Below are 12,012 nucleotides of genomic sequence, written 5' to 3'. Positions count from 1 at the left end.
TAAATGTTCAACTTAAATTTTACAATCTGCCGAATCTAAATCCATATGTCTTAGCAAATCCGTCATAACCATCGCCTTTTCGGTTTACCCAGATCTGGTCAGCACCAACTGTCATATTGGGTGCCAGTCGCTTTAGATCACTAACGTTTTCCAAATTTTCTTTACGTGCCAACTTGCCAGTCACCATAAAAGCGTATGTGTCAGCAAAACCATAAGATGGAAAATAGGTCATATGATACTTATCTTTATAAATTTTACGAACTTTCTCCGTCGCTAATTTGGGATCTTTTACTGGAGCCTGCTTAAAGATGGTGGTTAAATCAGTTCCATTGTATCGAATTGCTGATATATCAGCATCGCCATTTTTAACTGCCTGGAAACTTACTGAACCTGAGCCTAAATTATTAATTAAGGTCGTTTTTAAGTTTGTATCATGTTCAATTAAATCAGAAATCATGTAGGCCATGATTTGCTGCTCGCTTGTATTTTGAGCCGCAATTCGAACCGTATCCTTTGAAGAAGAATTTAAACCAGGAAATCCACAGCCGCTCAGCAGAATACTCGAAACTAGCACTAAAATGCCAGCTTTAAAAAATCGTGATATTTTTTTCATTGTGATCCCCCTTTACGCTCTGGCACTCGTAGTTGTTGGTGTTAACCAAACCTCTAGTTTTCCCAACAACCAGTCAACTAGTAAAGCCAAAAGGATAACCGGAATTGATCCACCTAAAATAAGATCCGTCCGATACAAATTGAGACCATTAAAAATGAAATCACCAAGTCCACCCGCTCCAATGTAAGAAGCTAACGCTGTCCATGCAATCACATAAGTTGCCGATAAACGAATACCACTCATAATCACCGGTACAGCCATTGGTAGTTCTACTTTTATAATCGACTGAAAGTTAGTCATTCCCATACCTTTTGCAGCATCTTTTAAACTAGGATCCACCCCCTGAATTCCAAGATAGGTGTTTCTTAAAATTGGGAGTAAGGAATAAATAAATAGGGCCACAATCGCCGGAAGAGCACCAATCCCAAAAATTGGAATCATCATTGCCAATAAGGCTAGTGCTGGAACTGTCTGCAACACACTAGCAATTTCAATAATGACACCAGAGCCGTGTTTCATACGTGTCAATAAGATTCCTAAAGGAACGGCAACGAGTATTCCCAACCCGAGTGAAATCCCAGAAATATAGATATGTTGCCAGAGTTTATATAATAGCTGACCACCATATTGCTGAATAAAATTAATCATGCTTGGCCGTCACCCGCCTTTGCTGAGGTAACCTTATCTTTACCCTTGTTATCCTTGGTTGAATCTTCATTTGTCGAAGTATCTGCTTCACCCCAAAGGGCATCATACACAATATCAACTAGAGAAGCTCGAGTTACAATCCCGACTAACTTTTTATTTTCGTCTACAACTGGCACATTTTTGTAACCACGTTTTAAAATTTTTTCAACAGTATCACGAATAATGGAATTTTCATACACATAGAAAACCTTCCGGGTCATCACATCATCAACACTCGTGGCTGTATTATAATTATAGTCAATTTGTTCGATATCTACATAACCCTTTAAAATTCCTGAATCATCCGTAACCAGCAAGGTATCAACCCGCTTTTCATGCATTAATTTCAGAGCTTCTTTCAAAGATCGTCCAGGTGTAATTGAAACAGCATTATTATACATAACCTGCCCAACAGTTGTAATACTTGGACGGGCCTGAATTAAACGGTCTTTTCCAATTAGGTTCTCGACAAATTCATTTGCGGGATGACGCAAGATTTCGTCTGGCGTGGCAACTTGAATCACTTTACCATGACTCATAACCACAATTCTGGTTGCGAGTTTTAAGGCTTCATCCATATCATGGGTCACGAAAATTACTGTTTTGCCCAATCGCTGCTGTAAATCCTGTACAAAATCTTGCAGGGACTCACGTGTAATCGGATCTAAGGCGCCAAATGGTTCATCCATTAGAATTAGGTCTTGATCAGCTGCTAAAGCTCTTACGACACCAATTCTTTGCTGTTGACCACCAGATAGTTCTGAAGGATAGCGATCTAGATATTCTTCAGGCAATTCAACCATCTTTATCATTTCTTTTGCCCGTTCATTCTTTTTTTCATCCGACCATTTAAGGAGTTTAGGAACAAGCGTAATGTTGTCGCGAATTGTCATATGAGGCATTAGCCCAACATTTTGAATAACATATCCAATCCTGCGCCGTAACTTTACAGGATCAGCTTTCAAAACATCTTTGCCTTCTAATTTTATTGATCCAGATGAAGGATTTAACATCCGATTAATCATTCTCATTGTTGTTGTTTTTCCTGAACCAGAGGTCCCAATAAAACAAATAAATTCACCTTTTTTAACGTCTAAATTAAAATCATCGACGGCCTTTTTTCCACCGTACACTTTAGAAAGATGTTTCATTTCTAAAAACACACACATCAGCTCCATTCTATTTTAAGTGTAACTAGTACTATGTTATCGTATATTACCTGCTTTCTGCAAATATTACGATTAACCATTATTCCATATCAACAAGAAAATAATCTGGCCTACAAAAAAACTCCTAAGAACGATGTGCCATCTTAAGGAGTTCTTTCGCATGTTGAATACTCAATTTGGTAACGGTACTTCCAGCAAGCATTCTGGCCAGTTCCTGTACCCGACCATCTTTATTTAAATAAGTTAATTTAGTTTCTGTCCGTCCATCTTTAACTACCTTAGCCACAAAAAATTGATGATCTGCTTCGGCGGCAACCTGCGGTAAATGCGTAATACATAGTACCTGAGAATAACTGGCAATTAATTTGATCTTTTCAGCAATTGCCTGAGCAACACGGCCACTAACTCCCGTATCCACCTCATCAAATATAATACTAGTTACACCCTGCGACTCCGCAAAAATTGTTTTTAATGCTAACATAATCCGAGAAAGTTCCCCACCGGACGCAATCCGCGTAAGTGAACTCATTTTTTCACCGGGATTGGTTCGCAAATAAAACTCCACTGAATCGACACCTGTTGATTTAAATTTTACGGGCTGCGATGTATCAAAGTGAACTTCAAACTCTGTTTTATCCATATACAACTGTTTTAGTTGTGCATGAACATCTTTTTTTAACTGTTTGGCTGCCTTTTGACGTGCCAAAGTTAATTGCTTGGCAAGCTTATCCAACTTAGTTTTCAAATCACCAAGTTGGGTTCCCATTTGTCCTTCGTCTGATTCTAAATCGATCATATTATGTAATTCTGTCGAAACTTTATCATCATAACTCAAAATTTGTTCAACGGTATCACCGTATTTTCGTTTTAATTGATAAATTTCCTCTAAACGTTTTTCAATTTGATCTAGTCTGCCTTCATCCCACTCCATACCGTCTAATTCACTACTAATTTCACTGGCAGCATCTTGCAGTTGATAATAAGCTGAAGAAATCGTTTCTGAAATTGATTTATAATTGTCATCTAACTCCTCAATCTCGCGTAGACCATTCATTGCCTCGCCCGTACTATCAATTGCCCCAGAAGTCTCATCACTGCTCTCTAAAACAGTCTGAGCCGCTTGAAGAGTGGTGCTAATTTTTTGGAAATTTTCTAAATGTTCTTTTTCGGAATTTAACTGTTCTTCTTCTCCAGCTTGAAGATTAGCGTCTTCTATTTCCTTAACCTGAAACTTAAGCATATCCACTCGTTGAACCCACTCTTTTTCATGAGCTTTTTTTTGGTCGAATTTCTTTTTTAGAGTTTGATAACGTTCAAAATAAGTTTGATAACGTTTTAACAGAGGCTGAACTTCAACACGCGCATATTCATCAAGCATTCCCAAATGTTTATCTGCTTGCATTAATTCTTGATGCTCATTTTGCCCATGAATATCGATCAAAGTTTCACCAATTTGTTTTAAAATTGTGGTATTTACTAATGATCCATTAATTCGGCAAACGTTTCGGCCACTCGCTTGAATCTCGCGTTGCAAAATGAGGGTTGGATCGGCATGATCAATTCCATATTGATCTAATAATTCTAGTGTTTCGCTATTTTTGCTTAAACTAAACATCCCTTGTAAAACAGTTTTTTTAGCTCCTTTGCGAATAAAATCAGTAGACCCTCTTCCACCGGCCAATAAACCAACAGCATCAATGATAATCGATTTTCCAGCACCCGTTTCACCAGTTAAAACCGTCATCCCTGAATTAAATTCAATGTTTAGTTTCTCAATAATAGCAAAATTTCGAATTACCAATTCTTGTAACATTTTTTCACCTCATTAAATTGTTCATATCAAATACCTATTCTGCGCGCATATCCGTAATCAATTGCTTAATATTTGTCACACCCTCAGCACTTTTAGTAACAATTAATACCGAACCGTCATCACTGATTGCGCCCAAGATATCGTCACTATTTAGCTGATTTAATAAACTGGCAATTACTGGCCCACTTCCTGGTTGCAATTCCAAGAAAATAAACGTTGCATTGCTAGTCATTTTCTTAACTGATTCCTTAAGTGTCCGCGCTAATCGCAATTTGATGTTCTCATCTTTTTTTGGTGGTAATGCATAATGATAGCCGCCATTTTTTGAAGGTAGTTTGATTAATTGCATATCTCGAATATCACGAGAAACGGTTGCTTGCGTTACTTGGATACCGTTTTTATGTAAACACGTAACCAAGTCTTCTTGCGTTTGCACATCATTTTTGGTTAAAAGCTCCCGAATCTGTTGCTGTCGTTCACTTTTCTTCATGCTGATCGACCCCTTGCTAATTCTCTTTTGACTGATTTAATTGTGCATAAGCGGCTTCTAAAGTTTTCGTGATTGAAACCGATTCTTCAATCTTAGCTGGTTCATCAGTGGAAACGATGTGCATCAAAAATTCAATGTTTCCTTCGCCACCTTTAATCGGTGAAAAATCTAAGCCTACCACATTATACCCATTTTCAACTGCCATATTAAGCGTATTTTTCAAAACTTCTTCATGGACTTTAGGATCACGAATAATGCCATGCTTTCCAACTTTATCTTTACCGGCTTCAAACTGGGGCTTTATCAAAGCAACCACGCTGCCATTTGGTTTAATAATTTGTTTAAGAGCAGGTAAAATTAATTTTAACGAGATAAAAGAAACATCAATTGAAGCAAATTCAGGTTGGCCGTGTGTGAAATCAGCCAACTTAGCGTAGCGGAAATTAGTATTTTCCATCACCACAACTCGTGGATCTTCACGTAACTTCCAAACTAACTGATTTGTTCCAACGTCCAGCGCATAGCTCATTTTAGCCCCATTTTGAAGCATAACGTCTGTAAAACCCCCTGTGGAGGAACCAATATCTAGGACAGTCTTCCCTTGGACACTAATTTTAAAAACCTTTAAGGCTTTTTCAAGCTTCAGACCACCACGACTGACGTAAGGCATTGGTTTCCCTTTAAAATGGAGCTCAGTATCCACTGAAATTTTACTTCCAGGCTTATCTAAACGTTCCTCATTTTCACCTAGAATTTCACCAGCCATAACAGCTCGCTTAGCTTTTTCGCGCGTATCAAACAACCCTTGTGACACTAATAAAACATCTACCCGTTCTTTTTTCATTTTTCTTCCTCATCTAACTGAAAATAATTCAAAAAACCTTGCAATAATTCCGTTGAAACGTGATTTTTTTCAAGTTTTGAAAGTGCTTGGTGACAATACTGGACACATTTTTTTAAATCAAGAATTGTTTGTGGTACCCCCCTCAGGCCAGGATAAGTATTTTTATGTTCGTTAGCATCTTTACGAACCGCTTTTCCAAGTGCCTGCTGTGTCCCTACGACATCCTCTAAATCATCATAAATTTGGAAAGCCAGTCCAAAGCTTTCAGCAAACTGAATTAAAAGCTTTTGATTATCGACTTCAGGATTCACAATATCATTTGTAGCCAATGCTGTATATTTAATCAAGGCACCCGTTTTTTGGCGATGTAACTGTTTTAACTGCTTAAACGTCAACTGTTTATTTTCACCCAAAATATCGCTGACCTGACCAGCAACCATTCCAGCTGCTCCAGCAGCCTGTGCCAAATCTCTTGTTAGTTTGACCGTCGTATTCGTATTTAAACCGGCTGTGGCTAACCATTCAAAAGACAAAGTTAATAACCCGTCTCCAGCTAAAATCGCCACAGCTTCACCATATTTTTTGTGATTTGTTGGTATCCCTCGTCGCAAATCATCGTCATCCATCGCGGGTAAATCATCGTGAATTAACGAATAGGTGTGCAATAATTCTAAAGACGCTGCAACTTTCAATGTGCTTTCATTAATAGAACCACCAAAGGTTTTTACCATCGCTAATAACAGTAACGGTCTCAGCCTTTTCCCTCCGGCTAAAACAGAGTATTGCATTGCCGAACTTAATTGTTCATTCGCAATATCTTCGGGTAGATGACGTTTTAAATAATCATTCAATAAAACAGTATTTTCTTGAATAAAAGTTTTGGTTATTGTATCACTCATTAGTTTTATCGGCCTCTGTTTTGGGAGCTGGTGTTTCAAATGGTACTTCTTGCCCATCTTCACTCATCATTTTGGTCAACGTCTTTTCTGCATTTTGTAAAGTATCCTGCAAATCCTTGCTGAGCGTCACACCGTGTTTAAATTCATTTAATGCTTTTTCCAACGGAACATCACCTTTTTCCAAATTAGTGACAATTTCATCAAGTGATTTCAAATTCTCTTCAAAAGTTGGTTTTTCAGCCGTTTGTTTTTCAGTCATTTTTTAATCCTCCATCTTTTATATCAGTTATTTTTGCCTGAGCGGTTCCATCGCTCAAATGTAACTCAATTTCTGTATCAATTTGTAATTCTGAAACTTGTTTAACCACGCGATCCTGTTTCGTTACATAACTGTAGCCACGGCCCATAATTTTTAAAGGACTTAAGTAATCCAATGAAGTAATTGAATGCTGTAACTGGGTCGATTTAGTGGTGAAAACGGCCTGAATAGCTCTGCTTAATCTTGTTTGTAAATTAAGAACTACTTGCTCATTTTGTTTAATTCGATTTAGTGGGGTATTTAAATACAATCGTTGATTAATTTTTGTCCACTGATTCTCATAGTGATTCAAAGCCGCTACCATATTTTGTTTCAAACTGTCATTTAAGTAATCAACATTTTGAACATATCCCTCATACAAACGTCGTGGGTCTTGAAAAACATATGACTGACTCAAACGATTTAAGCTTTGGCGCTCTTTTTTTAACTGATTCATAAACGCGTTGAAAATTCGTGTCCGTCGCTGAGCTAAATTCAAAATTTCCTCACTCAAAACAGGCGTAGCAAGTTCCGCCGCTGCAGTCGGTGTCGCTGCTCGAACATCCGCTACTAGATCTGCAATCGTTGTGTCAGTTTCATGGCCAACGGATGAAATAATTGGAATCTGGCTTTCGAAAATTGCTCGTGCAACTATTTCCTCATTGAATGGCCACAAATCTTCAATTGAACCCCCACCGCGTCCAATGATAAGAGTATCGAAGTTGCCAAGTTGATTCACTTGCTGAATTCGCGCAGCAATTTCTTTAGCTGCTTCTGTACCCTGAACTTGTGCAGGAAATAAGACAAGTTGAGCAATCGGAAACCGCCGCCGTGTTGTTGTGATAATATCCCGAATTACAGCTCCAGAAGGACTTGTTACCACGGCAATTCGCTTGGGAAACCTAACTAATGGCTGTTTTGGTGCTGTAAACAAGCCTTCAGCACTAAGCTTCTTTTTTAGCTGTTCATAAGCTTGATATAAGGCCCCAACACCGTCAGGCTCCATACTATCAATATAAATTTGATAACTACCGGTTGGTTCATAAACCGAAATCCGACCCGTAACCAACACTTTCATTCCAGTTTCAGGTGTAAACTTCACCTTTTCAAAGGCTGACTTAAACATAATGGCACTGATCTTAGCTTGATCATCCTTTAAACTAAAATATTGATGCGCATGCGGTCGAATTCGTAAGTTGGAGATTTCTCCTACCAGGTAAATACGACCTAAATATGGATCCACATCAAATTTACGTTTGATATACTTTGTAAGAGCCGTTACCGTTAAATAATTTTCTTTATCCATCTTGCTCACTACTCCATTTAGTTAACGAAACTGTTTGCGCCATTAACATGGTAATCGTCATTGGTCCCACACCACGAGGAACCGGTGTTATGTAGGCAGCTTTTTTCTCAACTTCTTTAAAATCAACATCTCCAACTAACTTATGCTGAACATCTCGATCCATTCCGACATCAATAACTACAGCACCTGGTTTAACATCATCCGCTTTTATAAAATGGGCAATTCCGACTGCAACCACCAAAATGTCTGCTTTGCGAGTTAATTCAGAAAGATTGGTCGTATGACTATGTGCAACTGTTACTGTTGCATTTGCGTTAACCAAAAGAGCTGCCATTGGCTTTCCAACAATTGCACTTCTTCCAATTACCACTGCTCTTTTACCATCCAAAGGAATATTATAAGCCTTGAAAAATTCCATAATTCCTGAGGGTGTGCATGCAACCGGAGTTTGATTTGCTTGATTCAAAATTAATTTTCCTAAATTCAGTGGATGAAACCCATCTGCATCCTTTTGTGGTGAAATTGCCATTGTAACGTGAAAATCATTTATATGGGCCGGCAAAGGCAGTTGCACCAAAATGGCATTAATCGTAGGATCCGTATTGTATTTTTGGACAATTTGAATCAATTCCGTTTCAGTAATCGTTTCTGGTAAATTTCTAATAACCGAATGGAAGCCCATTTTTTTAGCGCGCCGTTCTTTATTACGGACATAAAGTTGACTAGCCTCATCGTGACCAACTAAAATGACAACTAATCCAGGAGTGATCCCACGATCAGAAAGCTTTTGAACTTCCAACATTGTATTTTTATCAATTTCAGCTGCAAGCGCTTTTCCATCTAATATTGTTGCCATAATATGACCTCGTTTTCGTTTATTCTTACCTACCTAGTTTAGCATAATAGAAAATACGAAAAAACCAGAAAAAACAATTTGTTTTTTCTGGTTTTATTAATCTAGTTTGTTTGAAAGAACACCATTAATAAAATTCTTATCAGTATCGTCAGCATACTTTTTAGCTAACTCCAAAGCTTCATTAACGGCTACCTTTCCAGGAATCTCTTCTACATAATTGATTTCAAAAAAAGCAATTTGTAAAATGAGATGATCCGTACGTGCCAACCGTTCAATTGACCACGTTTTCTTTAAATATTTACTGATTTCTTCATCAAGCTCAGATTGATGTTCCAAAACGCCATCAACTAACTGAACCAAATATGCTGGAGGCTCATCTTGATCATGATAGCCATCCAAAACTTGTCGATAAAGTTCTTCATGCGAAGCGTCAGAGTTACTACCTAGCGCAAATAGAACTTGAAAAGCAGCTTCTCGAATTTGATGTCGATTTAAACTCACTTTTTGTCACCATCATTTTCCGCAAAAATATCATCAGGATCAACGGTTGAAGTTGTTTTGGCCGGAATAATCCCTTCTACATGAATGTTTACTTCTGTGACCTCAAGTTCCGTCATGAACAATAACTGCTGATTAACTTTACTTTGAATTTTTTTAGCAACATCTGGCACTGAAGTACCGTAGTCTAAGTAAACATAAACATCAACCCGAAGTTTACCTTCACTTGATCCGAGTTTTACACCCTGTGCCTTTGTATTTCGTGTCAAAAAGGAAGTTACGCTTTCACTCAAACCACTACTACTTAAATGCACACCGTCAACTTCACCCACGGCAATTCCAGCAATAATTGACACAACTTCTGGCGCAATCTTTATCTCACCCAGAGTTGGTTTATGCTCTGCCAGTGCTAAATATTTATCTTCTGCCATTCTACAAACCTCCTACCAATTATGCCCGTGAAACGTAAGTCCCATCAGTTGTATTAATAATTAATACATCATCCTGGTTGACAAAAAACGGTACTTGGACAGTTAATCCGGTTTCCAAAGTTGCTGATTTTGAACCACCAGTTGCTGTATCGCCTCGGATACCAGGCTCTGTTTCAGTAACTTTCAAATTAACTGTATTAGGTAAGTCAACACCAAGAGTTTCTTCACCAAACATAATAACACTGACTTCCATATTCTCAACAAGATAATTTTTTTCTTCAGTTAATTTTTCACTAGGAATTTCCAATTGTTCATAGGTAACGTTATCCATAAACACATAGTTATCACCATCATTATACAAATATTGCATTTTCTTTGTATCAATAATAGCTTGTTCCATCTTTTCGCCAGCTCTAAATGTTTTTTCTTGAGCCGCGTCAGTTCGTAAATTTTTTAACTTGGTTCGGACAAAGGCACTGCCCTTTCCAGGTTTTACATGTTGAAATTCAACAATTCGCCAAATTCCGCCGTCTACTTGAATCGTTAGACCATTTTTAAAATCTGAAGTCGAAATCATATTTTTTACCTCCAAAATTCATTTTACACCTAACTATAGCAATATCAGTAACCCAAAAGCAAGTTAAGTTAAACTTAGTCTGTCATAAATATAAATATTTTTGACAAAAAAAGAACCAGAACTCAGTCGTTCTGATTCTTTGCATTAAAACTATTCTGCATCTGCAGCAGGATAAACAGAAACCTGACGTTTGTCACGTCCCTTACGTTCAAAACGTACAACACCGTCAGTTAATGCAAATAATGTATCATCATTTCCACGACCAACGTTTGCTCCAGGGTAAATATGTGTTCCACGTTGACGATAGATAATCATACCGCCTTTAACGGGTTGACCATCAGCACGTTTTGTACCTAAACGACGACCTGCTGAATCACGACCATTAGAGGTGGAACCACCACCCTTATGATGACTAAAGAATTGTAAATTCATTAACATAGCTTTACACCTCCGAATATTTATTCTTGAATATTCACTTTTATAAATTGCGAATAATTATTTGCGACATCATTCATACCAATCACAAAACTTCTCAAAATTGCTTGCATCTGTAAAAGCTGATCTCGACTATGGTCTGACGAAAACTTAGCAGTTAATAAACCACCATTTTCAGAATCCTCACTCGTTTCAGGTTTTACACCAACAATCTGCTCAACACTATTAATTGTATTAATTGCTAGTACTGAAGCAGCCGCACAAACGATGTCCTGTCCATATGGGCCAGAATCAGCGTGCCCAATCATTTTAAATTGTTCAACGCCCGTTTTGCTGTTCAACTTAATTGTTACTTTGATCATCGGTAATCACCAAAATTAAGCATTAATTGCATCAATCATAACTTTTGTATATGGTTGACGATGGCCCTTCTTGGTATGTTGATTTTTCTTAGCTTTGTACTTGAAAGTTGTTACTTTCTTTTCTTTGCCTTGCTTTTCAACAGTTCCATTAACAGTTGCGCCATCAACGATTGGTGAGCCAATCTTTGTTGATTCGCCACCAACGAATAAGACTTGGTCAAATGTAACCTTGTCGCCCTCGTTAACATTGAGTTTCTCAACAAAAATAGATTGACCCTTTTCAACCTTAAGTTGTTTACCACCAGTTTCAATAATTGCGTACACAGTGTGCACCTCCTCATTTTCTAATACTCGCCAGCTTTAAGTGCCTAATTTAGAACTTAAAACTCAAGCCGAGCGGTTGTAGCTGTGGAAGCCACAAATACAACATTATAATAATATCAAAAAAAGCCAATAAAATCAACTCATACCTTAAATAACAAAGAAATCACTGACATCAACTTTTTCTGAATCTTTTTGATGTAACAATTCATAGGCTTTCGTGCTTATAAAATGAGGGGTATAAATCATCCCCTGAGCCAACCAGTCTTGAATCATGCCTAACAATCCAGAGATAATAAATTCATTTTTCAAACTACTCGGAATTCCCTGTGTACTAGATTTTAGATCTAGTTTGGTCGAAAACAACCGTAAATAGTAAAAAAAGTTAGTGTAAGGTTTTCCTAGATGGTCAA

At 37.7% G+C, this 12,012-nt stretch carries 16 protein-coding genes, 1 pseudogene and 1 other annotated feature; all 17 genes and pseudogenes read right to left on the bottom strand.

Annotated elements, in window-relative coordinates:
* Positions 1–25 precede the first annotated feature (25 nt).
* A pseudogene (locus IV84_RS07760) lies at positions 26–613 on the bottom strand (glycine betaine ABC transporter substrate-binding protein); the annotation flags it as partial.
* A 12-nt stretch (positions 614–625) separates the two neighbouring features.
* On the bottom strand, positions 626–1,261 hold the full coding sequence (locus tag IV84_RS07755; protein ID WP_046872149.1) for an ABC transporter permease: 636 nt from the start codon (positions 1,259–1,261) through the stop codon (positions 626–628).
* Positions 1,258–2,451, bottom strand: coding sequence for a betaine/proline/choline family ABC transporter ATP-binding protein (locus IV84_RS07750; RefSeq protein ID WP_081036088.1), 1,194 nt, complete (start codon positions 2,449–2,451; stop codon positions 1,258–1,260). Before IV84_RS07750 ends, IV84_RS07755 begins: the two co-directional genes overlap by 4 nt.
* A 142-nt stretch (positions 2,452–2,593) precedes the next feature.
* The gene (gene recN / locus IV84_RS07745; RefSeq protein WP_056986362.1) at positions 2,594–4,282 is read right to left on the bottom strand and encodes a DNA repair protein RecN; all 1,689 of its coding nucleotides are present in this window, start codon (positions 4,280–4,282) and stop codon (positions 2,594–2,596) included.
* Between the two features lie 34 nt (positions 4,283–4,316).
* Positions 4,317–4,772 carry an arginine repressor gene (locus IV84_RS07740; RefSeq protein ID WP_046872146.1) on the bottom strand — a complete coding sequence of 152 codons (456 nt, stop codon included), beginning with the start codon at positions 4,770–4,772 and terminating at the stop codon, positions 4,317–4,319.
* 16 nt (positions 4,773–4,788) lie between these two features.
* Positions 4,789–5,616: a TlyA family RNA methyltransferase gene (locus IV84_RS07735; protein ID WP_056986361.1), complete on the bottom strand. Its 828-nt coding sequence runs from the start codon at positions 5,614–5,616 to the stop codon at positions 4,789–4,791.
* Positions 5,613–6,515, bottom strand: a complete 903-nt coding sequence (locus IV84_RS07730) for a polyprenyl synthetase family protein (RefSeq protein WP_046872144.1) — start codon at positions 6,513–6,515, stop codon at positions 5,613–5,615. The genes IV84_RS07735 and IV84_RS07730 overlap by 4 nt, the downstream gene beginning before the upstream one ends.
* Positions 6,508–6,774 carry an exodeoxyribonuclease VII small subunit gene (locus IV84_RS07725; RefSeq protein WP_046872143.1) on the bottom strand — a complete coding sequence of 89 codons (267 nt, stop codon included), beginning with the start codon at positions 6,772–6,774 and terminating at the stop codon, positions 6,508–6,510. Before IV84_RS07725 ends, IV84_RS07730 begins: the two co-directional genes overlap by 8 nt.
* Positions 6,767–8,119: an exodeoxyribonuclease VII large subunit gene (xseA, locus tag IV84_RS07720; protein WP_046872142.1), complete on the bottom strand. Its 1,353-nt coding sequence runs from the start codon at positions 8,117–8,119 to the stop codon at positions 6,767–6,769. The genes IV84_RS07725 and xseA overlap by 8 nt, the downstream gene beginning before the upstream one ends.
* Entirely contained in the window at positions 8,112–8,975 is an 864-nt protein-coding gene (folD, locus tag IV84_RS07715; RefSeq protein ID WP_046872141.1) for a bifunctional methylenetetrahydrofolate dehydrogenase/methenyltetrahydrofolate cyclohydrolase FolD, read from the bottom strand. The genes xseA and folD overlap by 8 nt, the downstream gene beginning before the upstream one ends.
* Before the next feature lie 96 nt (positions 8,976–9,071).
* Positions 9,072–9,476 carry a transcription antitermination factor NusB gene (gene nusB, locus IV84_RS07710; protein WP_046872107.1) on the bottom strand — a complete coding sequence of 135 codons (405 nt, stop codon included), beginning with the start codon at positions 9,474–9,476 and terminating at the stop codon, positions 9,072–9,074.
* Positions 9,473–9,904, bottom strand: coding sequence for an Asp23/Gls24 family envelope stress response protein (locus IV84_RS07705; protein ID WP_046872106.1), 432 nt, complete (start codon positions 9,902–9,904; stop codon positions 9,473–9,475). Before IV84_RS07705 ends, nusB begins: the two co-directional genes overlap by 4 nt.
* Positions 9,905–9,923: 19 nt before the next feature.
* Positions 9,924–10,481 (bottom strand): elongation factor P, encoded by a 558-nt coding sequence (gene efp / locus IV84_RS07700; protein ID WP_046872105.1) that lies wholly within the window; start codon positions 10,479–10,481, stop codon positions 9,924–9,926.
* A gap of 150 nt (positions 10,482–10,631) precedes the next feature.
* Positions 10,632–10,919, bottom strand: coding sequence for a 50S ribosomal protein L27 (gene rpmA / locus IV84_RS07695; protein ID WP_046872104.1), 288 nt, complete (start codon positions 10,917–10,919; stop codon positions 10,632–10,634).
* 20 nt (positions 10,920–10,939) lie between these two features.
* Positions 10,940–11,278 carry a ribosomal-processing cysteine protease Prp gene (locus IV84_RS07690; protein ID WP_046872103.1) on the bottom strand — a complete coding sequence of 113 codons (339 nt, stop codon included), beginning with the start codon at positions 11,276–11,278 and terminating at the stop codon, positions 10,940–10,942.
* Between the two features lie 15 nt (positions 11,279–11,293).
* A complete protein-coding gene (rplU, locus tag IV84_RS07685) occupies positions 11,294–11,602 on the bottom strand; it encodes a 50S ribosomal protein L21 (RefSeq protein ID WP_046872102.1) in 309 nt (102 codons plus the stop codon).
* 13 nt (positions 11,603–11,615) lie between these two features.
* Positions 11,616–11,690, bottom strand: a sequence feature (ribosomal protein L21 leader region).
* Between the two features lie 59 nt (positions 11,691–11,749).
* On the bottom strand, positions 11,750–12,012 hold a 263-nt coding region (locus IV84_RS11020; RefSeq protein WP_201783027.1), incomplete at its 5' end, for a TetR-like C-terminal domain-containing protein.

Origin of the sequence: Pediococcus damnosus (assembly GCF_001437255.1) — a bacterium.
Lineage (GTDB): Bacteria > Bacillota > Bacilli > Lactobacillales > Lactobacillaceae > Pediococcus > Pediococcus damnosus.
Note: the sequence above shows the minus strand (reverse complement) of the source record. Positions and strands in the feature narration are given on the sequence as shown.